The 25,414-nt window shown below is 73.6% G+C and carries 5 protein-coding genes; all 5 read left to right on the top strand.

Annotated elements, in window-relative coordinates; translation table 11 throughout:
- Positions 1 to 11 precede the first annotated feature (11 nt).
- From NQZ70_RS20190 to NQZ70_RS20210, 5 genes are read left to right on the top strand one after another with little or no spacing between them, the layout of a single operon-like run.
- Positions 12 to 4,766, top strand: a complete 4,755-nt coding sequence (locus NQZ70_RS20190) for a type I polyketide synthase (protein ID WP_129575668.1) — start codon at positions 12 to 14, stop codon at positions 4,764 to 4,766.
- Positions 4,763 to 10,336: a type I polyketide synthase gene (locus tag NQZ70_RS20195; RefSeq protein ID WP_129575669.1), complete on the top strand. Its 5,574-nt coding sequence runs from the start codon at positions 4,763 to 4,765 to the stop codon at positions 10,334 to 10,336. The genes NQZ70_RS20190 and NQZ70_RS20195 overlap by 4 nt, the downstream gene beginning before the upstream one ends.
- On the top strand, positions 10,333 to 16,086 hold the full coding sequence (locus tag NQZ70_RS20200) for a type I polyketide synthase (protein ID WP_129575670.1): 5,754 nt from the start codon (positions 10,333 to 10,335) through the stop codon (positions 16,084 to 16,086). The genes NQZ70_RS20195 and NQZ70_RS20200 overlap by 4 nt, the downstream gene beginning before the upstream one ends.
- Positions 16,083 to 20,648 carry a type I polyketide synthase gene (locus NQZ70_RS20205; protein WP_129575671.1) on the top strand — a complete coding sequence of 1,522 codons (4,566 nt, stop codon included), beginning with the start codon at positions 16,083 to 16,085 and terminating at the stop codon, positions 20,646 to 20,648. Before NQZ70_RS20200 ends, NQZ70_RS20205 begins: the two co-directional genes overlap by 4 nt.
- Entirely contained in the window at positions 20,645 to 25,381 is a 4,737-nt protein-coding gene (locus NQZ70_RS20210; protein ID WP_129575672.1) for a type I polyketide synthase, read from the top strand. The genes NQZ70_RS20205 and NQZ70_RS20210 overlap by 4 nt, the downstream gene beginning before the upstream one ends.
- The last annotated feature ends 33 nt before the right edge of the window (positions 25,382 to 25,414 follow it).

Consider the following 25,414-nt stretch of genomic DNA (forward strand, 5'->3'; position numbering starts at 1 on the left):
AATTTCCTGGGATGAGCAGCACCTCCGACGCCGGGTCCGACGAGCTGTCGCCGCTCCAGAGCGCGCTGTTCGCGCTCAAGAAGATGCGCGCTCGCCTCGATGCGATCGAGCGGGCGCGCCGCGAGCCGATCGCCGTCGTCGGGGCGGCGTGCCGCTTCCCCGGCGCGTCCGATCCGGAGTCTTTCTGGAGCGTCCTTCGCGAGGGGCACGATGCGGTCCGGGACGTGCCGAAGGACCGATGGGACATCGACGCGTACTACGATCCGACGCCTGGCGCGCCGGGGAAGATGTACGCGCGCCGCGGCGCCTTCCTCGACGAGGTGGATCGGTTCGACGCGGGCTTCTTCGGCATCTCGCCGCGCGAGGCCGAAGGCCTCGATCCGCAGCAGCGCCTGCTGCTCGAGGTGAGCTGGGAGGCGCTCGAGCGGGCCGCGATCGCCGCCCCCGATCTGGCGGGCACGGCGACCGGCGTGTTCGTCGGGATCATGAACGGGGACTACGGGCTGCTCGTCGCCGACCACGTCAGCGACGAGCGCCTCGATGGCTACGTGGGCACGGGCAACGGCTTCAGCTTCCAGGCGGGCCGGATATCCTATGCGCTGGGCGTGCACGGCCCCTGCATGGCGCTCGACACGGCATGCTCGTCGTCGCTTGTCGCGATCCATCTGGCCTGCCAGAGCCTGCGAAACGGCGAATGTCGCGTGGCCCTCGCCGGCGGCGTGAACCTGATCCTGTCGCCGCGCCCCAACATCGTGCTCTCCCACCTGCGGGCGCTGGCGCCGGACGGGCGTAGCAAGGCGTTCGACGCGTCGGCGGACGGCTACGGGCGAGGCGAGGGGTGCGGTGTGCTGGTGCTCAAGCGGCTGTCGGACGCGCTGAGGGACGGCGATCCGATCGTGGCGCTGATCCGAGGCTCTGCGGTCAACCACGACGGTCCGAGCGGGGGGCTGACGGTGCCGAACGGTGTGGCGCAGCGAGCGCTGATCCGGCGTGCGCTGGAGGCGTCGGGGGTGGAAGCGTCGCAGGTGAGCTACGTGGAGGCGCACGGGACGGGCACGTCGCTCGGGGACCCGATCGAGCTGAACGCGCTGGGTGAGGTGTTCGGTGCGGGCCGGTCGGCGGAGCGGCCGCTGTGGGTGGGAGCGGTCAAGGCGAACATCGGGCACCTGGAGGCGGCGGCGGGGGTTGCGGGGGTGCTGAAGGTGGCGCTCGCGATGCAGCACGGAGAGCTGCCGGAGCAGCCGCACCTGCGGCAGCCGAGCCCGCACGTGGCGTGGGCGGAGCTTCCGGTGCGGGTGCCGATGGAGCGGACGCGGTGGCCATCGGCGGAAGGGGAGCGGCGCGTCGCCGGGGTGAGCTCGTTCGGAATGAGCGGGATCAACGCGCACGTGGTGCTGGAAGAGGCGCCTGAGCGGCCGGAGGTGGCGGAGGAGAAGGAGGGGGGTGCGGAGCGTCCGGCGCAGCTGTTGTGTCTCTCGGCGAAGCGGGAGGGTGCGTTGCGTGAGCTGGCGGGGCGGTACGCGGCGCACCTCGGGTCGCACCCGGAGGAGAGGCTCGGGGACGTGGGCTTCACGGCGCACACGGGGAGGGCGCACTTCGCGCACCGGCTGTCGGTGGTGGCGTCGTCCCGGGCGCAGATGCAGGAGCGGCTGTCTGCGTTTGCGCGAGGCGAGCGAGGGGAGCAGACGGAGCATGGGCGGGTGGAGCGGGCGGAGGGGCCTCGCGTGGCGTTCCTGTTCACGGGACAGGGCTCGCAATACGTGGGGATGGGACAGGAGCTGTTCGCGACCGAGCCCGTGTTCCGGGGGGCGATCGAGGAGTGCGACGCGCTGTTGCGTGGGCAGCTGGAGAGGCCGCTGATCGAGGTGCTGTACCCGGCGGAGGGGCAGGCGAGCCCGCTGGACGAGACGGAGTACACGCAGCCAGCGCTGTTCGCGGTGGGCTATGCGCTGGCCGCGCAGTGGAAGGCGTGGGGGATCGAGCCGTTTGCGGTGCTGGGGCACAGCGTGGGCGAGTACGTGGCGGCGTGCGTGGCGGGGGTGCTCGGGCTGCCCGAGGGGCTCGGGCTCATCGCGACGCGAGGGCGTCTGATGCAGGCGCTGCCGAAGCAGGGGGCGATGGCGGCGCTGTTCGCGGACGAGGCGACGGTGGCGGAGGCGGTGAGGCCGTACGCGGCGGAGGCGTCGATCGCTGCGGTGAACGGGCCGTCGGAGACGGTGGTGTCCGGTGCGCGCGGCGCGGTGACGGCGGTGGTGGAGGCGCTGGGTGCGCGCGGGGTCAAGAGCCGGTGGCTGAACGTATCGCACGCGTTCCACTCGCCGCTGATGGGGCCGATGGTGGAGGCGTTCGAGCGTGCGGCGTCGCAGGTGAAGCTCGGATTGCCGCAGCGCAGGCTCATCGCGAACGTGACGGGGAGGGTGGCGCGGGAGGAGGTGACGCAGGCGTCGTACTGGGCGAGCCATGTGCGCGCGCCGGTGCGGTTCCTGGAGGGGATACGGGCGCTGCACGAGGCGGGGGCGGAGGCGTTCGTGGAGGTGGGGCCGAGCCCTGTGCTCTCGGCGATGGGGCGGCGGTGCGTGCCGGAGGGAGCGGGGGTGTGGCTGCCGTCGTTGCGGCCGAAGCGCTCGGATTGCGCGCAGATGCAGGAGAGCCTGGGGGCGCTGTACGTGCGAGGCGCGAAGGTGGACTTCGCGGGGCTCGACCGCGACCGGGCCCGGCGCAAGCTCGTGCTGCCCACCTACCCTTTCCAGCGCGAGCGCTACTGGTTCGAGATCGAGAGGCACCGCACCGCCCGCGCGTCGGTGAACGACGCTTCCCGGCAGGACGGCGCAAGTTGCTACGAAGTCGACTGGCAGCCTCGACCCCACACACCGGGAGCTCCGGTGTCGGCGGGGAGCTTTCTGCTGCTCGCCGATCGGAGCGGCGTGGGTGAGGCGCTGGCCCGGAAGCTCGTCGAGCGCGGGCATCGCTGCGTGCTCGCCTTTGCCGGTGAGCGCCTGGAGCTCGACGCTCCTGGTGTCTTTCGCGTCGATCCCGCGAGGCCGGAGGACCTGAAGCGCCTGCTCGTGGAGGCTCTCCCCGAGAGCACCTCTGCGTGGCAGGGCGTCGTGCACCTGTGGAGCCTCGACGCGGTCGCGGCGGAGGGCGCCTCGCTCTCGGACGACGCGGACCTCTCGCTCGGCGCCGGCAGCGTGCTGGGCGCGATCCAGGCCCTCGCTGGCTCCACGGGGGGAGGTCGGTTGTGGGTGGTCACCCGTGACGGCCGGCCCGCCGCGGGCCGCGCCGGGCCAGGAGCCCTCTCGTGGGGTCTCGGTCGCGTGATCGCCCTCGAGCACCCCGAGCTGTGGGGCGGGCTGATCGACCTCGACGCCGCGCCGGCCGAGGTGCAGGCCGAGCGGCTGGGCGAGGCGCTCCTCGAACCCGACGGGGAAGATCAGATCGCGTGGCGCGAGGGCGCGCGGCTCGTCGCCCGCCTCTCGCGGCTCCGCGCACCTGCGATGCCGCCCGGCCCGGCAGCGCTGCGGCGAGATGCTTCGTACCTGATCACCGGCGGGCTCGGGGGGCTCGGGCTGCAAGTCGCGCGCTGGATGACCGAGCGCGGCGCGCGGAATCTCGTTCTGGTCGGGCGGCGCTCTCCGCCGGACGGAGCCCGGAGGGCGCTTCAGGAGCTCGAGGCAAAGGGCGCGAGGGTGCTCGTTGCGCAGGCCGACGTCGGGCGCCCAGAGGATGTGGCGCGGGTCCTCTCCGAGATGGCCGCCGGGATGCCGCCGCTCGGGGGCGTCGTGCACGCCGCCGGCGTCCTCGACGACGGGGTGCTCCAGCAGCTCGATGGAGAGCGGTTTCGCCGCGTGCTCGCCCCGAAGGTCGCCGGTGCGTGGAACCTCCACGTGGCGACCCGGGATCACGCCCTCGACTTCTTCGTCCTCTTCTCGTCGACCGCCGGGGTGCTGGGGTCGCTCGGACAGGGGAGCTACGCCGCGGCCAACGCGTTTCTGGATGCGCTCGCGGTTCACCGGCGTGCCCTGGGGCTCGCGGCGCTGAGCATCGCGTGGGGGCCGTGGGAGGGCGCCGGGATGGCGGGGACGACCGGCGAGCGGGAGCGCGAGCGCTGGCACGAGTGGGGCATCGACCTGATCCCTGGCGCGGACGGGCTCGCGCTCCTCGATCGTCTCCTGGCGGACGGCAGGTCGCACGTGGTGGCCGTGAACGCCGACTGGGGGCGCTTCGTGCGGAGCGCCCGCGGTGGCGCGTCGCTCCGGCTGCTGTCCGATCTCGTGGAGAGGCCGGACGAAGGGCCGCCGGCCGAGCCGCCGCCCGACCTGATGCGGCGGATCGCCGCGGCCGAACCGGCAGATCGGCGGGGGATCCTGCTCGCCCACGTGCGCCAGGAGGTCGCTCGCGTGCTCGGCTTCGGCGACGATCGCGCGCTCGACGCCAGGGGCCGGTTTGCAGACCTGGGGATGGACTCGCTCATGGCCGTCGATCTGAAGAACCGTCTCCAGCGCAGCGTGGAGCGCGCGCTGCCGGCGACCCTGGCGCTGAATCACCCCTCGATCGAAGCGCTCACGAGCTATCTCGAAGCAGAGGTGCTCGCGCCGGGGCGGGCGGCCGAGCTCGAGGCGCTCGGGGGGCTCACCGGGTTCGAGTCGCTCGGCGGGCTCACCGAGCTCGAGGCGCTCGGTGGGCTCCTGGATCGGGTGGAGCGACTCTCGAAGGACGACGTCGAGCGGATGCTGGCCCGGATCGCGTCCGGAGGGCCCTCGTGAGCAGCTTTCTGGACCGCATCAGCCGCCTCGATCCCCGGCGGCTCGTGCTGTACGCCTACGAGCTCAACGCGCGCGTCGAGCGCCTCGCGCGCGCCGAGCGCGAGCCCATCGCGATCGTCGGAATGGGCTGCCGGGTGCCCGGTGGGGCCGACAGCCCCGAGGCGTTCTGGAGGCTGCTCCGGGACGGCGTCGACGCCATCGCCGAGATCCCCCGCGACCGCTGGGACATCGACGCGTACTACGACCCGGATCCCGACGCCCCGGGGAAGATGTCGACCCGCTGGGGAGGCTTCCTGAACGATGTCGATCGCTTCGATGCCAGCTTCTTCGGCATCTCGCCGCGGGAGGCCGCAGGGATGGACCCGCAGCAGCGCCTCGTGCTGGAGGTCGCCTGGGAGGCGCTCGAGCGGGCCAATATCTCGGCGGACGGGCTCCTCGGCAGCCGGACCGGGGTGTTCATCGGCATCGGCACCAACGACTACCTGCGCCGCGCGCAGCGGCTCCTGCCGACGCCCGCGAGCATCGACGCCTACCTGGGCACCGGCAACGCCCTGAGCGCGGCGTCGGGGCGCCTCTCCTATGTTCTCGGCCTGCAGGGGCCGAGCATGTCCATCGACACCGCGTGCTCGTCGTCGCTGGTGGCCATTCACCTCGCATGCCAGAGCCTGCGTGCAGGCGATTGCACGCTGGCGCTCGCCGGGGGGGTCAACCTGATCCTCGAGCCGGACGCCAACATCGCCTTCTCCCGCGCGCGGATGCTCGCGCCCGACGGACGGTGCAAGACCTTCGCTGCCTCTGCCGACGGTTACGTGCGCAGCGAGGGCTGCGGGGTCCTCGTGCTGAAGCGGCTCTCCGACGCGCGCCGCGACGGCGACGACGTGCTTGCGATCATCCGCGGCTCGGCGGTGAACCAGGACGGCGCGAGCAGCGGGCTGACGGTGCCGAGCGGACCTGCGCAGGAGGCCGTCGTCCGGGCAGCCCTCGAGCGCGCCGGCGTCGAGCCGTCGGTGGTCAGCTACGTGGAGGCGCACGGGACCGGCACTTCGCTCGGCGATCCCATCGAGGTGGAGGCGCTGGGCGCGGTGCTGGGCGCAGGCAGGCCTCCGGATCGGCCGCTGTCGATCGGCTCGGTGAAGACCAACATCGGCCACCTCGAGCCGGCGGCGGGGGTGGCGGGCGTGCTGAAGGTCGTGCTCTCGCTCTTGCACCGGGAGCTCCCGCCGCACCTGCACTTCACCGCGCCGAACCCCTACATCGACTGGAGCAAGGCGCGCATCTCGGTGCCGTCGACGGGCGCTCCCTGGGTGCCGGTCGAAGGGCGGCGCGTGGCGGGCGTGAGCTCGTTCGGCTTCGTCGGCACGAACGCGCACGTGGTGCTGGAAGAGGCGCCGGAGCGTCCGGAGGAGAAGGAGGGCGGTGCGGAGAGGCCGGCGCAGCTGTTGTGCATCTCGGCGAAGCGGGAGGGTGCGTTGCGCGAGCTGGCGGGGCGGTACGCGGCGCACCTCGAGTCGCACCCGGAGGAGAGGCTCGGGGACGTGGGCTTCACGGCGCACACGGGCAGAGCGCACTTCGCGCACCGGTTGTCGGTGGTGGCGTCGTCCCGGGCGCAGATGCAAGAGCGGCTGTCTGCATTCGCGCGAGGCGAGCGAGGGGAGCAGACGGAGCATGGGCGGGTGGAGCCGGCGGAGGGTCCTCGCGTGGCGTTCCTGTTCACGGGACAGGGTTCGCAATACGTGGGGATGGGACAGGAGCTGTTCGCGACCGAGCCTGTATTCCGGCGGGCGATCGAGGAGTGCGACGCGCTGTTGCGTGGGCAGCTGGAGAGGCCGCTGATCGAGGTGCTGTATCCGGCGGAGGGGCAGGCGAGCCCGCTGGACGAGACGGAGTACACGCAGCCAGCGCTGTTCGCGGTGGGCTATGCGCTGGCCGCGCAGTGGAAGGCGTGGGGGATCGAGCCGTTTGCGGTGCTGGGGCACAGCGTGGGCGAGTACGTGGCGGCGTGCGTGGCAGGGGTGTTCGGGCTGCCCGAGGGGCTTGAGCTGGTGGCGACGCGAGGGCGTCTGATGCAGGCGCTGCCGAAGCAGGGGGCGATGGCGGCGCTGTTCGCGGACGAGGCGACGGTGGCGGAGGCGGTGGAGCCGTACGCGGCGGAGGTGTCGATCGCGGCGGTGAACGGGCCGTCGGAGACGGTGGTGTCCGGTGCGCGCGGCGCGGTGACGGCGGTGGTGGAGGCGCTGGGTGCGCGCGGGGTCAAGAGCCGGTGGCTGAACGTATCGCACGCGTTCCACTCGCCGCTGATGGGGCCGATGGTGGAGGCGTTCGAGCGTGCGGCGTCGCAGGTGAAGCTCGGATTGCCGCAGCGCAGGCTCATCGCGAACGTGACGGGGAGGGCGGCGCGGGAGGAGGTGACGCGCGCGTCGTACTGGGCGAGCCATGTGCGCGCGCCGGTGCGGTTCCTGGAGGGGATACGGGCGCTGCACGAGGCGGGGGCGGAAGCGTTCGTGGAGGTGGGGCCGGCCCCTGTGCTCTCGGCGATGGGGCGGAGATGCGTGCCGGAGGGAGCGGGGGTGTGGCTGCCGTCGTTGCGGCCAAAGCGCTCGGATTGCGCGCAGATGCTGGAGAGCCTGGGGGCGCTGTACGTGCGAGGCGCGAAGGTGGACTTCGCGGGGCTCGACCGCGACCGGGCCCGGCGCAAGCTCGTGCTCCCGACCTATCCCTTCCAGCGCGAGCGCTGCTGGATCGAGCCGCCGCCGCGGTCGCAGCCCGCGAAGAGCGAAGGTCCGGGGGGTGGGCACCCGCTCCTCGGGCGGCGGATCCATTCGCCGGCGCTGCGGGAGATCGTCTTCGAGGCCCAATACGATCCCCGGTCGAATTCGCTGCTGAACGATCACTGGGTGCAGGGCATGGCGATCGTCTCGGGCACCACGGAGGTCGCGACGGTGCTGGACGCCGCGATCCGGAGCCTCGGCCCCGGGCCCTACGCGCTGGAGGACGTCTTCTTTGCTCAACCGATCGTCCTGGCCCCGGAGCGCCCGCGCAACGTTCAGGTCGTCCTCTCCGCGGACGAATCCGGAGAGCGCGCTTTCCGGATCTTCAGCCACGAGGCGGGCGAGGACGAGCCGGCGTGGACCCTGCACGTGACCGGCAAGCTCCGCGCGGCGGCCGACGCGACCGCCGTCGCGCCCCCGTCGCGGGACGACGTGCGGGGGCGCTGCCGAGAGTCGATGTCCGGAGAGGCGTTCTACGGTGATCTGATCGGGCGCTTCGGCTTCGAGTTCGGGCCCTCCTTCCGTTGGATCGAGGAGATCTGGCGGCGTGACGGAGAGGCGCTGTGCCGGATGCGGCTCCCGGAGGAAGGCGACGGCGTGGACGCCTATGGTTTCCACCCCGGGCTGCTCGACGCCTGCTTTCAGCTCGCGATGGCCGCGGTCTCCCGCGTCAAAGTGGGCGTCCCCCTCGGGATCGAGCGCTTCATCTTCCATGGCCCGCCGCGCGATCGCCTGTGGAGCCACGTCACGCTGCGCGGCTCCGATGACGCCCAGGCCGAGGTCGTGAGCGGCGACGTCTGCATCGTCGACGACGCGGGGCGGGTCGTCGCGGAGATGATCGGCTTCCGCGGCCGGCCGGCGACGCGCGACACGCTGCTCCGCACCGGAGGAGAATCGGAGCGCGCCCGCGAGTGGCGGTACGATCTCGCGTGGCGGTCGAAGGCGCGCGGGCGCCCGGCGCCGGGACGCGCTGGCGCGGGGCCGGGCCGCTGGCTGATCTTCGGCGACGGCCAGGGCGTGGGCGCCGCCCTCGCGCGGCGCTTGAAGGAACGCGGCGGCGATGCGGTCGTGGCGCCGGCAGACGCTCGCCAAGCCCTCTCGGACGCGACCGGCGCGCAGTCCTGGCTGGCGGATCTGGCCTCCTCGCCCGGTCGGGCGTGGCGCGGCGTGGTGCACCTCTCGGGCCTCGACGGCGCGGCGCCGGAGGCGGCCGGCGCTACCTCCGCGGGCCTGCTCCACCTCACGCAGGCGCTGGTCCGTCGTGGGGACATGGGGCGCCTGTGGGTGGTGACCCGGCGCTGCCAGCCCGTAGCCTGCGCGCCGGACGAGGCGTCGCTCGGCGTCGCGCCGCTCTGGGGGCTCGGCCGGGTCATCGCTCTCGAGCACCCGGAGCGCTGGGGCGGCCTCGTCGACCTGGGGCCGGAGATCGCGCCCGAGCAGGAGGCCGCGCTGCTCTGCGAGCAGATCGAGGAGCCCGACGGCGAAGATCAGATCGCGCTGCGGGGCAAGGAGCGGTTCGTGGCGCGCCTCGCGCGCGGCGCGGCCGGTGAGGATACGGCGGGGAAAGCGCTCGACGGCGGCGCGGCCTACCTGATCACCGGCGGCCTCGGCGCGCTCGGCCTGCACGTGGCGCGGTGGATGGTCGAGCGCGGCGCGCGGCGGCTTTACCTCGTCGGGCGGCGCGACGCTCTGGAGCCGGCGCAGGCCGCGCTGCGCGAGCTCGCCGAGGCGGGAGCAGAGGTCGTACCGATGCAGGCCGATGTGGCCGACGATGCGGCGCTCGGCCGGGTGCTGGACGCGATCTCCGCCAGCGGTCGTCCGCTGCGCGGCGTGGTGCACGCCGCCGGCGTGCTCGACGACGGCGTGCTGGAGCAGCAGAGCGCGGAGCGCCTCGCGCGGGTGATGGCGCCGAAGATCGCGGGCGCGTGGAACCTGCACCGCCGCACGCGGGCGCTCGATCTCGATCTATTCGTGCTCTTCTCGTCGGGCGCGTCGCTGCTGGGGGCGGCCGGGCAAGGCAACTACGCGGCGGCGAACGCCTTCCTCGACGCCCTCTCGCACCACCGGCGGGCCCTCGGGCTCGCGGGGCTCAGCATCAACTGGGGCGCCTGGGCCGGCGCCGGGATGGCGGGCGGGGTGAAGGCGTCCGCGCAGCGACGTCAGGCCACCCGCGGCGTGGGAGCGATCCCGCCGGCGGAGGGGCTCAGGTGGCTCGAGCGGCTCCTGGCCGAGGGCGCGGCCCAGGCCGCGGTGCTGCCTGTCACCCGGTGGTCGCTGGATCCCGAGCAGCACCCCGCCGGAGCGCCGCCCGCGCTGGCCGAGCTCGTTCGCGAGGATCGCCGCGACGGCGCGGCCGACGCGGATCGCGAAGATCTCCGCCGAAGGCTCGCGGAGGCTCCGGCGCCCGCGCGCCGCGGGTTGATCGACGCCTTCGTGAGGGAGCAGGTCGCCGCGATCCTCGGGCTCGGGCCCACGCACACGCTCGAGGTCCGGCAGCGGCTCTTCGATCTGGGGCTCGACTCGCTGATGGCCGTCGAGCTCCGAGGCCGCCTCCAGCGCCACGTGGGCCGCGCGCTCCCCTCGACGCTGCTGTTCGACTACTCGACGGTCGAGGCGCTGACCGGCTACCTGGCCGACGAGGTGCTCGCGATCCCGGCCGCCCCGGCGCCTTCGGCGGTCGTGCCTGCCCCCGCGACCGACGAGCGGGGAGCGCGGCTCGAGAGGCTGAAGGAGATGTCCGAGGGCGAGCTCTCGGAGCTCCTGCTGGAGAAGCTCGATGCGATCAAGAAGAGGTTGAAGTGAGCCAGAGCAAGCAGGACCAAAGCACGGCGCTGCTCCGCGCGCTCGTCGTCATCGAGGAGCTGGAGGCGCGGCTCGCGTCCTTCGAACGCACGCGGACCGAGCCCGTCGCCGTGATCGGGACGAGCTGCCGCATGCCTCTCGGCGCCGACAGCCCGGAGGCCTTCTGGGAGCTGCTCCGCGAGGGCGTGGACGCCACGAGCGACATCCCCTCCGACCGGTGGGACGTCGACGCTTTCTTCGATCCAGACCCGCAGCAGCCGGGCAAGAGCTACGTCCGCCGGGGCAGCTTCCTGCGCTCCGTCGATCAGTTCGATCCGTCCTTCTTCGGGATCTCGCCGCGCGAGGCGCAGAGCCTCGATCCCCAGCAGCGCCTGCTGCTCGAGGTGAGCTGGGAGGCGCTCGAGCGGGCAGGGCAATCCCCGGACGCGCTGTTCGGGAGCTCGACCGGCGTGTTCGTCGGGATGATGAGCAACGACTACGCCCACCTGATCACCGCGGCGCAGGCGCGCGGCGGGAGCGACGGGTACGCCGCGAGCGGGAACGAGCTCAGCTTCGCCGCGGGCCGCCTCTCGTACGTGCTCGGCCTGCAGGGCCCTTCGATGGTGGTGACCACCGCGTGCTCGTCGTCGCTTGTCGCGATCCATCTGGCCTGCCAGAGCCTGCGAAACGGCGAGTGCCGCGTGGCCCTCGCGGGCGGCGTGAGCTTGATGCTGTCGCCCGATCCCTGGGCCGCGCTCTCGCGGCTCCGGGCGCTGGCGCCGGACGGGCGTAGCAAGGCGTTCGACGCGTCGGCGGACGGCTACGGGCGAGGCGAGGGGTGCGGTGTGCTGGTGCTCAAGCGGCTGTCGGACGCGCTGAGGGACGGCGATCCGATCGTGGCGCTGATCCGAGGCTCTGCGGTCAACCACGACGGTCCGAGCGGGGGGCTGACGGTGCCGAACGGTGTGGCGCAGCGAGCGCTGATCCGGCGTGCGCTGGAGGCGTCGGGGGTGGAAGCGTCGCAGGTGAGCTACGTGGAGGCGCACGGGACGGGCACGTCGCTCGGGGACCCGATCGAGCTGAACGCGCTGGGTGAGGTGTTCGGTGCGGGCCGGTCGGCGGAGCGGCCGCTGTGGGTGGGAGCGGTCAAGGCGAACATCGGGCACCTGGAGGCGGCGGCGGGGGTTGCGGGGGTGCTGAAGGTGGCGCTCGCGATGCAGCACGGAGAGCTGCCGGAGCAGCCGCACCTGCGGCAGCCGAGCCCGCACGTGGCGTGGGCGGAGCTTCCGGTGCGGGTGCCGATGGAGCGGACGCGGTGGCCGTCGGCGGAAGGGGAGCGGCGCGTTGCCGGGGTGAGCTCGTTCGGACTGAGCGGGATCAACGCGCACGTGGTGCTGGAAGAGGCGCCGGCGGCGCCGGAGGTGCCGGAGAAGGAGGGCGGTGCGGAGCGTCCGGCGCAGCTGTTGTGCATCTCGGCGAAGCGGGAGGGTGCGTTGCGTGAGCTGGCGGGGCGGTACGCGGCGCACCTCGAGTCGCACCCGGAGGAGAGGCTCGGGGACGTGGGCTTCACGGCGCACACGGGGAGGGCGCACTTCGCGCACCGGCTGTCGGTGGTGGCGTCGTCCCGGGCGCAGATGCAGGAGCGGCTGTCTGCGTTTGCGCGAGGCGAGCGAGGGGAGCAGACGGAGCAGGGACGGGTGGAGCGGGCAGAGGGGCCTCGCGTGGCGTTCCTGTTCACGGGACAGGGCTCGCAATACGTGGGGATGGGACAGGAGCTGTTCGCGACCGAGCCCGTGTTCCGGCGGGCGATCGAGGAGTGCGACGCGCTGTTGCGTGGGCAGCTGGAGAGATCGCTGATCGAGGTGCTGTACCCGGCGGAGGGGCAGGCGAGCCCGCTGGACGAGACGGAGTACACGCAGCCCGCGCTGTTCGCGGTGGGCTATGCGCTGGCCGCGCAGTGGAAGGCGTGGGGGATCGAGCCGTTTGCGGTGCTGGGGCACAGCGTGGGCGAGTACGTGGCGGCGTGCGTGGCAGGGGTGTTCGGGCTGCCCGAGGGGCTCGGGCTCATCGCGACGCGAGGGCGTCTGATGCAGGCGCTGTCGAAGCAGGGGGCGATGGCGGCGCTGTTCGCGGACGAGGCGACGGTGGCGGAGGCGGTGAGGCCGTACGCGGCGGAGGCGTCGATCGCTGCGGTGAACGGGCCGTCGGAGACGGTGGTGTCCGGTGCGCGCGGTGCGGTGACGGCGGTGGTGGAGGCGCTGGGTGCGCGCGGGGTCAAGAGCCGGTGGCTGAACGTATCGCACGCGTTCCACTCGCCGCTGATGGGGCCGATGGTGGAGGCGTTCGAGCGTGCGGCGTCGCAGGTGAAGCTCGGATTGCCGCAGCGCAGGCTCATCGCGAACGTGACGGGAAGGGCGGCGCGGGAGGAGGTGACGCGCGCGTCGTACTGGGCGAGCCATGTGCGCGCGCCGGTGCGGTTCCTGGAGGGGATACGGGCGCTGCACGAGGCGGGGGCGGAAGCGTTCGTGGAGGTGGGGCCGGCCCCTGTGCTCTCGGCGATGGGCCGGAGATGCGTGCCGGAGGGAGCGGGGGTGTGGCTGCCGTCGTTGCGGCCAAAGCGCTCGGATTGCGCGCAGATGCTGGAGAGCCTGGGGGCGCTGTACGTGCGAGGCGCGAAGGTGGACTTCGCGGGGCTCGACCGCGACCGGGCCCGGCGCAAGCTCGTGCTGCCCACTTACCCCTTCCAGCGCCGTCGATGCTGGATCGACGCGCCTCCCGTCACAAAGAACGGCGCGGCCGCGCCGGCCAGCGCCGATACGTCGGTCGCCCGCTACTACGATGCGCTCTCCACGGTGGACGCGGGCGACTCGCCCGACAGGGATTCGCTCGAGCAGGCCTATCTCACCTTCCCGCCGTTCCGGGAAGCCGTTCCGGAGTTCTCCTGGCTCCGGACCATGGCTCGCCCGCGAAAGCACGCCGCGGATTTCGCGCGCGTCGGCGCCGCCCAGCGCGAAATGCGGCAGGTCGCGTTCCGGCACGTCGATTTCCTGTCCTGCTCCAAGGTGCTCGATTTCGGGTGCGGCCACGCCGCGGATCTCATCGCGCTCGCGGAGCAGCACCCGCACCTCGAGCTCCACGGCTACACGATCTCCCCGGAGCAGGCCCGGCTCGGCCATCGAAAGCTCCGCGCCCACAGGCTCGAAGATCGCGTGAAGATCTTCAACTGCGACAGCACGCGGCACGACTTCCCGTCGCAGTACGACGTGATGATCGGGTTCGAGGTGGCCGCGCACATCGCGGACAAAGACGCGCTCTTCGCGAACATCAGCCGGCACCTCCAGCAGGGCGGCTTCGTCGTGATGGCGGACTTCGTCGCCAATGGCGCGTCCTCCATCGTGCACGAGGAGACATCGTCGTACCTCGTGACTCGGGACGAGTGGTGCGACCTCTTCGCGCGCTACCGGCTCAGCGTGGCCGAGTGCGTGGACGTCAGCCGCGAGGTCGGGAACTTCTTCCACGACGAGCGCCTGGAAGAGCGCTTCGCCGAGGTCGGTCCGGGGCTCGATCCGCTCGTCCTCCAGAGCTTCCGGTCGTACGCGAACCTCGGCAGGATGCTCGAGAAGAAGCTCGTGAGCTACGTCCTCCTGGTCCTGCGCAAGGACGGCTACGCGCGCGCAGAGCACGTCTCTCGCGCCGCCCGAGCCCGGATGAGCGCGCCGCTCCCGTATGCCGCCGCGGCCTGGGGCGAGGAGATGCCCGCCGCCGCGCTCGAGGACGGCGCGCCCTCTCCGCTCTCCGCCGGCGCGCGGGCCGAAGCCTCGCTCGACGCCGGGGTGTACGCGGTCGAGTGGTCGCCGCTGGAGCGCCGCGCGGCGTCGTCGCGGCCCGCGTCGGAGAGCCCGGGCTCGTGGCTCGTCGTCGCCGATCGCGGGGGGGTGGGCGCTCGCCTCGCGAGCTTGCTGGAGGCGAAGGGCGAGCGCTGCGATCTCGTCCGCCCGAGCGACGCCGCGCGCCGCGAGCGGCTCGCGGAGATCCTCCGGGACGCGGCGCAAAGGGACGGTCGCCCTCTCCGCGGGCTGCTGCACCTCGGGAGCCTCGACGCGGGGACGGCGGAGCCAGCCTCGACCGAGGCGCTCGACGCGGCGCAGGCCATGGGCTGCGTGAGCCTGCTCGCGTCGATCCAGGCGCTCGCGGACGTGCCGGAGGCTCGCTCCGCCCGGCTCTGGGCCGTCACGCGCGGCGCGCAGCCGGTCTCCGGCGCAGGTCCGGCGATCGCGGCGGCGCCGGTATGGGGGCTCGGGCGGGTGGCGGCGCTCGAGGTCCCCGAGCAGTGGGGCGGGCTCCTGGACCTGGCGCCCGAGGCGTCCGACGCCGACGCGGCGCTGCTGCTCGACGCGATCGAGCGCCCCGAAGGCGAGGATCAGATCGCCTTCCGGGGCGGCCAGCGTCACGTCGCCCGGCTCGCGCGGCAAGCCGTCCAGGCGGCGCCGCGGGTCGAGGTGAGCGCCGGCGCGATCTACCTGATCACGGGCGGGCTCGGCGCGCTCGGGCTCGCGGTGGCGCGGTGGCTCTTCGCGCGCGGCGCGAGGCACCTCGCGCTGGTCGGACGCCGCGGGCTGCCGCCGCGCGACACGTGGGCCGATCTGCCGCCGGATCACCCGCTCCAGCCGGCGATCTCCGCCGTCTGCGCCCTCGAGGCGGAGGGGGCGAGCGTGCGGGTGTTCGCCGCCGACGTGGGGGACGAAGCGCGGATGACCGAGCTCTTCGCGTCGCTGCGCGCAGAGGAGCTCCCGCTGCGCGGCGTCGTGCACGCCGCGGGCTTCGCGGACACGCGGCCGATCCGGGCGCTCGACGAGGGCGCCGTCGAGGCGGTGCTCCGCGCCAAGGTGCGGGGCGCATGGCTCCTCGATCGGCTCGCGCGCGGCGCGCCCCTCGACTTCTTCGTCTCGTTCTCGTCGATCGCGTCCGTCTGGGGCTCGGCGGGGATGGCGCACTACGCCGCGGCCAACGCCTTCCTGGACGCCCTCGCGCACGCGCGCCGGCGCGAGGGCCGGCCCTACGTCAGCGTGAACTGGGGGCCCTGGGCGGGCGGCGGCATGGCCTCGCCCGAGCTCCTGGCGGAGCTCGAGCGGATCGGGATCTCCGCCCTCTCGCCCGCAGAAGGCCTCGCGATGCTGGAGCGCCTCGCCGGAGCCGACGTCGCGCAGGCGGTGGTGGCCCGGGTCGACCTTCGCGTCTTCAAGCCGCTCCAGGAGGCGATGCGGCGGCGGCCGCTGTTCGAGCGCTTCGAGCTCGAAGGCGCGCCCCGCGGGCCGGCGGCCGGCGACGACGATGGCCTGCGGCGCCAGCTCTCCGAGGCGCCCCCGCGGGCGCGCTCCGCGATGGTGGCCGAGCACGTCCGCGCGCTGGTGGTGAAGATCCTGCAGCTCGATCCCTCGGACCCCATCGATCCGCGCCGCCCGCTCCGCGAGCTCGGCCTCGACTCGTTGATGGCGGTCGAGCTCCGGAACCTCGTCGAGCGCTCCACCGGCCGTCGCTTCTCCGCGACGCTCCTCATCGACTATCCGACGCTCGAGGCGCTCTCGCGCAGGGTCGCCGAGGATCTGCTCGGGCCCGAGGTCGGGTCGGACGGGCTCGACGCGAAGCCGCCGGGAGCCGAGCCGCCTCCGCCGGAGGCCGCGGCCGATCTCGACGATCTCTCGGAAGAGCAGATGGCCGCCGCGCTCGCGCAGGAGCTCGCCGCGATGCGGACCCTCAGGCTGAGCACATGAGCAACCCGGTCGATCGCATCGATTACCGCGGGCTCCTCAAGGAGGCGACCGTCGAGCTCCGTGAGATGCGCGCCCGCTACGAGGCCCTGCAGCGCGCCCGCACCGAGCCCATCGCCATCGTCGGCATGGCCTGCCGCTTCCCGGGCGCCGACGATCCCGAGGCCTTCTGGCGGCTGCTCCGCGACGGCACGGACGCGATCCGCGAGGTCCCGCCCGAGCGCTGGGACGTCGACGCCTACTACGACCCCGACCCCGGGACGCCGGGGAAGATGTACACCCGCCAGGGCGGCTTCCTCGACGGCATCGATCGCTTCGACGCGGAGTTCTTCGAGATCGCGCCGCGCGAGGCCGCGAGCCTCGATCCGCAGCAGCGCCTCCTCCTGGAGGTCGCCTGGGAGGCGCTGGAGCGCGCCGGCCGCGCGCCGGACCAGCTCGCGGGCACCGAGACCGGCGTGTTCGTCGGGATCAGCAACACCGACTACGCGCAGCTCTGCATCGGCGGGGGAGATCCGACCCGCATCGATGCGTACCTGCCGACCGGCACCATGTTCAGCGTCGCCGCGGGTCGTCTGTCCTACGTGCTCGGCCTGCACGGACCCTGCATCGCGGTCGACACCGCCTGCTCGTCGTCGCTCGTCGCGATCCACCTGGCCTGCCAGAGCCTGCGCAGCGGTGAGTGCCGCGTGGCCCTCGCCGGAGGGGTGAACCTCATCACCTCGCCGCTCTCCACCATCGCTGTCTCGCAGCTGCGCATGATGGCCCCGGACGGCCGCTGCAAGACGTTCGACGCCGCGGCCGACGGCTACGTGCGCGGCGAGGGGTGCGGCGTCCTCGTGCTCGAGCGCCTCTCCGACGCGCTCGCCAACAGGAGCCCCATCCTCGCCGTCGTTCGGGGCTCGGCGGTCAACCACGATGGGCGCAGCGGCGGGCTCACCGCTCCGAACGGCCCGGCCCAGGAGGCGGTCATCCGCCGCGCGCTCGCCAGCGGCGGCGTTTCGCCCGCGGAGGTGAGCTACGTCGAGGTGCACGGGACCGGCACGTCGCTCGGCGATCCGGTCGAGGTGGGCGCGCTCCGGGGGGCGCTGCGCCACGGGCGCTCACCGGAGCAGCCGCTCTGGCTCGGATCGGTCAAGACAAACCTGGGACACCTCGAGTCGGCGGCGGGCATCGCCGGCCTGATGAAGGTGGCGCTCGCCTTCCAGCACCGCGAGATCCCGCCCCACCTGCACCTCAAGCAGCTCAGCCCTCACATCACGCTCGACGACATCCCGGCGTCTGTCCCGACGCAGCGGACCCCCTGGGAGCCCTCTGTCGGGCGGCGCATCGCCGGCGTCAGCTCGTTCGGCTTCGGCGGGACCAACGCTCATGCCGTGCTGGAAGAGGCGCCGGCGCCGGCGGAGGAGGCGCTCCCGGTGGAGCGCCCGCCGCACCTCCTGTGCCTGTCGGCCAAGCAGCCGGAGGCGCTCGAGGCCCTGGCCTTGCGCTACGCCGCGCACCTGGACGAGCACCCCGAGGAGCGGCTCTCCGACGTCTGCTATACCGCGGGCGTCGGCCGCGCCCACTTCGCGCAGCGGCTCGCGATCGTCGCGGACACGCGCCAGGAGATGCGCGAGGCGCTCGATGCTTTCGCCCGGGGGGCGCTCGGCGCCGGCGCGGCGCGGGGCGAGGCGCCGATCGACGGGCCTGCCCGGGTCGTGTTCCTCTTCTCGGGTCACGGCTCTCAATGGGCGGGGATGGGACGAGCGCTCCTCGACGAGGAGCCCGCCTTCCGCAGCGCGCTCGAGGGGTGCGACGCCGTGATCCAGCGCGAGGCCGGCTTCTCGGTCGTGGCCGAGATCTGCGCCGATGAGCGGAGCGCGCGGCTCGATCCGATCGACGTCGGCCAGCCTGCGCTGTTCGCCCTCCAGGTGGCGCTCGCGGCGCTGTGGCGATCGTGGGGCGTCGAGCCCTGGGCGATCCTGGGGCACGGCGTGGGCGAAGTGGCCGCGGCGCATGTCGCCGGAGCGCTCACGCTGGAGGACGCCGCGCGGATCGTCTGCCGGTGGAGCCGTTTGCTCCGCAAGGTGAGCGGGAAGGACGCCGCGATCCTGCCCGAGCTCCCGATGGAGACGAGAGGGCCGCTGGGCGCGGAGCTCTCCGCCGCGCTGCGCGGGATCGCTCCGAAGAGGGCGAGCCTGTCGATGCGATCGACGGTGACGGGAGAGGTCGCGCACGGCGAGGAGCTCGGCGCGGAGTACTGGGCGAGGAGCCTCTCTGGCCCCCCGCTGCTCGCGCGCGCGACGCACGCCTTGATCGAAGGCGGCAACGCCGTGTTCCTCGAGGTGAGCCCTCATCCCATCCTCGCGCCGGCCATCGACGAGATCCTGCGCGAAAAGAAGCGGAGAGGGGCGGTGATCGCCTCGCTGCGGCGGCACGCCGAGGAGCGGCGGAGCTTGCTCCAGGCGCTCGGCGCGCTCTACGCCCACGGGGGCGTCGTGGCCTTCCAGCAGCTCCATCCCGAGGGCCGCGTCGTCGTGCTGCCGACCTATCCGTGGCTGCGGGCGCGCTACTGGGTCGATGTCGAGCGCTCGTCCGGGGGCCCTGCGGGGTCGCAGAGCGCCGGGGAACGCTCGCCGTTCCTCCTGCAGATGTGGCGGCGCGCGGAGCCGCAGGCCGCGCCGGAGGTGCCGGCGCCGAAGGGATCCTGGCTGCTCCTCTCGGACGGAGCGGGGCTGGCGACAGAGGTGCAGTCGCTCCTCGAGGCGCGCGGGGAGACGGTGGTGCGCGCCGGCCTGCGGGGCCCGGAGCAGGGCGACGACAGCGGCTACACGCTGGATCCAGCGTCGCCGGCCAGCTTCGATTCCCTGCTGCGCGACGCCTTCCCGGGCGGTGCTCCCCGCCGCGGCGTGATCCATCTGGGGAGCCTCGACGGCCCCGCGCCGGGGTCGATCGACGCGGCTTCCCTCGACGCTGCGCAGACGCGCGGCGCTGGCTGCGCGTTGCACATCGTGCAGGCGCTCGCCCGCGCAGGCTTTCGCGAGATGCCGCGCCTCTTCCTCGTCGCGCGGGGGACGCAGGCGATCGACGGCGAGCCCCGCGACGTCGCGGTCGCGCACGCGCCGCTCTGGGGTCTCGGGCGCACCATCGCCCTCGAGCACCCCGAGCTCCGGTGCACGCGCATCGACCTGGATCCCGCAGGCTCCGCGGGCGAGGCCGAGGCGCTGGTTCGAGAGATCCTCTCGGAGCGATGGGAAGAGGAGGTCGCGCTGCGGGCCGAGCGCCGCTACGTCGGCGCGCTGTCGCGGGTGTCCGACGAGGAGGTGCGCGGGGCGGAGCGGGACAGCGCGCGGCCTGCCGTTCGCGCCGATGCCACGTACCTGATCACCGGCGGCGTGGGCGGCCTCGGCCTGCTCGCCGCGACGTGGCTCGCCGACGCGGGAGCGAAGCACCTCGTGCTCGTGGGGCGGCAGGGGGTGACCACGGAGGCGCAGGCCGCGGCGATCGCCGCCTTGCAATCGGCCGGCGTCGAGGTGACGGTGGCGAAGGCCGACGTCGCCGATCCGGCGGAGCTCGCCGCGCTCGTGCGCGACGTGAGGGCGCGCATGCCAGAGCTCCGCGGCGTGCTCCACGCCGCCGGCGTGCTGGATGACGGGCTCCTCATCAACCAGGACATGGAGCGCTTCCGCAAGGTGTTCGCGCCGAAGGTGCTCGGCGCGTGGAACCTTCATGCGGCGACGCAGGACGCGCCGCTCGATTTCTTCGTCCTCTACTCGTCGTCGGCGTCGCTCTTCGGCCCGCCTGGCATCGGGAACTACGTAGCCGCGAACGTCTTTCTGGACGCGCTGGCCCACCATCGCCGCCGCCACGGGCTGCCTGCGTTGAGCATCAACTGGGGGCTCTTCGCCGGCGTCGGCATGGGGATCACGGCCGAGCGCGAGGGGCGCATGACGCAGCGCGGGTGGCGCAGCATCACGCCCCAAGAGGGCGAGGCGCTCTTCCACCGCCTGCTCTCCGTGGACCGCGCGCAGATGGGCGTCGTGCACTTCGACGCGCGGCACTGGGTCGATCTCCACCCTCTGGTGGCCTCCTCGGAGCGCCTGTCCTCGATCGTGGAGGAGGCCCGCGCCGCCCGGCGCGCCGCGGCGCCGCGGGTCGCCGCGCTCGTGCGCGCGCTCCGCGAAGCGGCGCCGGACGAGCGCCGGCGGAGGGTCGAGAAGCTCGTGCGCGAGCAGGTGGCCGCGGTGCTGCGGATCGACGGCGCCCGCATCGACGCGCGGGCGCCCTTCAGGACGCTCGGGTTCGATTCGATCATGGGCCTCGAGCTGCGCAACGGCCTCGAGTCCGGGCTCGGCCTCACGCTCTCGGCGGCGCTGATCTGGACCTATCCGACGGTCGCCGCGCTCTCGGAGCAGCTCGCCGTCGAGCTCGAGCCCGTCGACTCACCGAGCCCGGACGCGAAGGCCGGGCCTGTCGACGGCTCTCCGAAGGCCGACGTGGCCCTCGAGGCGCACGCCTCGGACGACGATCTGCTCGCTGCCTTCGACGCATCGATGAGCAGGATCGAGAGGGGACGCAAAGAATGAGCACGGCCCTGCTGGAGGAGTACCGGGCGCGCCTGCGCAAGGCGATGGTCAAGCTCGGGGAGCTCGAGGCCGAGCTCGAGGCGACGCGGCGGGCGGCGGCCGAGCCGATCGCGATCATCGGCATGGGGTGCCGCTTCCCGGGGGGGGCGACCAGCCCAGAGGCGTTCTTCCGGCTGCTGGAGGGCGGCGCGGACGCGGTCGCCGAGGTGCCCAGCGAGCGCTTTCGCCTGGGCTCCGCCGCGGCCGATCCCGCCGATCCGGGGGCGAGGGCGGCGCGCTGGGGCGCGTTCTTGAAGGAGGACGTCGGCCTCTTCGACGCGGCCTTCTTCGGCATCGCTCCCCGGGAGGCGCGGGCGATGGACCCGCAGCAGCGGCTCCTGCTCGAGGTCGCGTGGGAGGCGCTGGAGCGCGCCGGACAGGTCCCGGAGGAGCTGTTCGGCGGTCGGGTCGGCGTCTTCGTCGGCACGTCGATGACCGATTACGCCGAGCTCCTCGGCGCCAGCGTCGCCGAGTCGGGTGACGTCTATACGGTCACCGGGACGGGACACTGCTTCGCGGCGGGCAGGTTGTCCTATGCGTTCGGGTTCCAGGGGCCGAGCATGATCGTCGACACGGCCTGCTCGTCCTCGCTGGTGGCGGTTCACCTCGCCTGCCAGAGCCTGCGGAGCGGCGACAGCGCGCTGGCCCTGGCCGGCGGCGTGAACCTGATCCTCTCGGCCACGCCGATGCGGCTCCTGGCGAGGAGCCAGGTGCTCTCGCCGGACGGCCGCTGCAAGGTGTTCGACGCCGCGGCGAACGGCTTCGTGCGCGGCGAGGGGTGCGGGATGATCGTGCTGAAGCGCCTGTCGGACGCGCAGCGCGACGGCGACCCGATCCTCGCCCTGATCCGCGGATCGGCGGTGAACCAGGACGGCCGGTCCACCGGGCTGACGGCGCCCAACGTGCTGTCGCAGAAGGCGCTGCTGCAAAAGGCCCTCGAGAACGCGCGGACGGCGGCCTCGTCGATCGGGTACGTCGAGACGCACGGGACGGGGACGTCGCTCGGCGATCCGATCGAGCTCGAGGCGCTCAAGGCCGTGCTCGGAGGGCCGCGCGCGGACGGCTCGGCGTGCGTCCTCGGCGCGGTGAAGACCAACATCGGACACCTCGAGGCGGCGGCCGGCGTGGCAGGGTTGATCAAGGCGGTGGTCTGCCTGGAGCGCGAGGTCGTCCCGCGGAACCTGCACTTCCGGGCGCTGAACCCCCGGATCGCGCTGGAAGGGACGCCCTTCACCATTCCCACGGCGCCCGTCCCCTGGAAGCGCGGAGAGAAGCCACGGCTCGCGGGCGTGAGCTCGTTCGGGCTGAGCGGGACGAACGCGCACGTCATCGTGGAAGAAGCGCCCAGGCTGGAGCCTGCGGCGGACGCGCGAGAGGCGTCGAGCTACCTCCTGCCGCTGTCGGCGAAGGGCCCGGAGGCGCTCTCGGCCCTCGCGAGGCTGTACCGCGACGCGCTGGTCGCCGAGGCGTCCCGCGAGGGCGGGGCGCGCCTGCACGACATCGCGTACACGGCGAGCGCGCGGCGCAGTCACCACGAGCACCGGCTGGCCGTGGTAGGGCGCGGCCGAGCGGAGATGGCCGCGGCGCTCTCCGCGTTCGAGCAGGGTGAGCCGCCGGCGGGCGTGGCCAGCGGCAAGGTGCCTCCGGGGGGGCAGGGGCGCGTCGCCTTCGTCTTCTCGGGGCAGGGCTCCCAGTGGGTCGGCATGGGGCGCTCGCTCCTCGGCGATGAGCCCGTGTTCCGCGCCGCGATCGAGGCCTGCGACGCGCTCGTTCAGCGGCACGCGGGCTTCTCGTTGCTCGAGGCGCTCGCCGCGCCGGAGGCGAGCTCGCGCCTGAACGAGACCGAGGTCGCGCAGCCGGCCTTGTTCGCGATCCAGGTCGCGCTGTCGGATCTGCTGAGGTCGTGGGGCGTCACCCCGGACGCGGTGGTGGGCCACAGCGTCGGCGAGGCTGCGGCGGCCTACGTGGCCGGAGCGCTGAGCCTCGAGACGGCGGTGCGCCTCGTCTGCCTGCGCGGACGCGTGATGCAGAAGGCGACGGGGCTCGGGAAGATGGCCTCGGTCGCGCTGGGCGCCGAGGACGTGGCGCGCGCCCTCCGGGGCTACGAGGACCGGCTTTCGATCGCGGCGATCAACGATCCCGGCTCGGTGGTGCTCTCCGGAGAGGCCGCGCCGCTCGAGGAGCTCCTCGGGCGGCTCCGGGGGCAGGGCGTGCTCTGCCGGATGCTGCGCGTGAACTACGCGTTCCACAGCCCGCAGATGGCGCCGCTGGAAGGCGAGCTCGCGCGCGTGCTGGGGCGGCTCGCGCCGCGCCGGGCGGCGATCGCGATGTACAGCTCGGTGACGGGCGCGCCGATCGAGGGCGAGTCGCTCGATTCCGGGTACTTTGCTCGGGGCATCCGGGCGCCGGTGCTGTTCGCGCAGGCGGTGGAGGCCGCGGCTTCGGACGGCCATCGGCTCTTCGTGGAGGTCGGCCCGCACCCGGTGCTCGCCCTCAACCTGAGGCAGTGCCTCGGCGAGGAGCGCGGCGACGGCCGGAGCGTGACCACGCTGCGTCGCGGGCACGACGAGCGGGAGAGCCTGCTGCGCGCGATGGGCGAGCTGTACGCCCACGGCCAGACGGTCGCGTGGCCAGCGCTCTTCTCGCGGGGAGGCCGCACCGTGGCGCTGCCGACGTACCCCTGGCAGCGGCAGCGGTACTGGCTCGAGACGCCCGGCGCGACGCCGCGCGGCCAGGAGACGCCGCGGCCGGAGGCGACGGAGGGCTCGTTCGGCTCCGCGCCCGCGGACTGGCTCTACGAGGCCCGATGGCGCTCGGCGCCGCTCTCGCCGTCGCGGCCTCCGGCGCCGGCGCACTGGGTCGTCGTCGCGGACGAGGGGACGATAGGAGACCGGCTGGCCGACGCGCTCGAAGCCGAGGGGGCGACCTGCTCGCGGCTTCGCCCGGGGACCGCATCGGATCTGCAGGGTCAGGGCGGGGCGCCCCCGGATCCGGCCTCCGCGGCGGAGCTCGGCGCGTGGTGGGCGGACCTGCTCGCTGCGCGCGGACCGGTCCGCGGGGTGGTGTACCTCGCTGGCCTCGATGCTGTGCCGGAGGGAGGCGACGGCCTTGCGGCGGCGATCCGGCGGAGCGTGACCCGCGCGCTGGCCTGGGTGCAGGTGGTGGCCAGGAGCGAGCTCAGCCCGCCGCCGAAGCTCTGGCTCGTGAGCCGCGGGGCCGTCGCGGCGGCTCCGGGCGACGCCGTGCCGGCGCCGTGGCAGGCGCCGCTCTGGGGCCTCGGTCGGGTGCTCTCGCTCGAGCACCCGGAGGTCTGGGGAGGGCTCGTCGATCTGGCGCCTTCGGCCGAGGACGGCGAAGCGGCCGCGCTGGCGGCCCACCTGCTCGCGTCCGACGGTGAAGATCAGATCGCCCTGCGAGGCGTCCAGCGCTACGCGGCGCGCCTCGCGCGCGGCGCCCTCGGCGAAGGTGCGCGCGAGGTGGCGCTCGATCCCGGCGCGGCGTACCTCGTCACGGGCGAGCTCCGCGCGCCGACGCTCGACGTGGCGCGGTGGATGGTCGACCGCGGCGCGCGGCAGCTCTGCATCCTCGGGGCGGACGAGCCGGACGAGGGCGCCCAGGCTGCGCTGCGCGCGCTCGAAGCGAAGGGAGCGCGCGTCGCGGCGATCCGGGCCGACGTCGCCGACGCCGCGGCGCTCGGGGAGGCGCTCGCCGCGCTCACGGCCGGCGGCTGCCCGCTGCGCGGCGTGGTGCACGCCGCCGAGGCGCTCGAGGATGGGGTGCTGCTCCAGCAGAGCGCCGACCGCTTCGCGCGCGTCCTGCGGCCCAAGGCGGAGGGGGCGTGGAACCTGCACCTCTGCACCCGCTCGCTCGACCTCGACTTCTTCGTCCTGTTCTCGTCGGGCGCGTCCCTCCTGGGCGTGGAGGCGCAGGGCAACTACGCCGCGGCGAACGCCTTTCTGGACGCCCTCGCGCACCACCGCCGCGCCGCGGGGCTGCCCGCGCTCAGCGTCAACTGGGGCGCGTGGGCGGGGACGGCGCTCGCCGAGGCGCTCGAGAGGCAGGCGCTGCGCTGGCACGGAGCGCGGGGCGCGGGCGTGATCGCGCCCGCCGAAGGGCTGCGCTGGCTCGAGCGGCTCGTCGCCTCGGGCGCGATCCAGGCCGCCGTGCTGCCGATCGACGCGTCCCGCCGCGCGGAGCCCGCGGACCACGGCGCCGTGCCTGCGCTGTTCGCCGAGCTCTCGCGGGAGGCGCGCGCACCCGAGGCGGAGGCTCGGCCGGATCTGCGCGCGCGCCTCGCGCAGGTCGCGCCGGGGGCCCGACGGGCGATGGTCGCGGAGCTCGTGCAGGGCGAGGTCGATCGCGTGCTGGGCATGGATCCTTCGCAGAAGGCGCCCCCGCAGCGGGGTTTCTTCGACATGGGCATGGACTCGCTCATGGCGGTCGAGCTGAAGAACCGGCTCCAGCGCAGCGTGGGGCGCCCGCTCTCCTCGATGGTCCTGTTCAACCACCCGACCATCGAGGCGCTGACCGAGCACCTCGCGTCCTCGCTGCTCGGCGACAGCGCCCCCGCGCCCCCGCTGGCGCACGCCGGGGCGCCCGCGCGAGCGGAGATGATCGACGAGGTGGAGCAGCTCTCGGACCACGAGATGACGGCGCTCATCGATCGCGAGCTGTCGAGCCTGCTTTCCGCATGAGGAGTGGGTGCGTGATCCGCCGAACCCAGGACG

The organism is Sorangium sp. So ce836 (assembly GCF_028553905.1).
Taxonomy (GTDB): domain Bacteria; phylum Myxococcota_A; class Polyangia; order Polyangiales; family Polyangiaceae; genus Sorangium; species Sorangium cellulosum_D.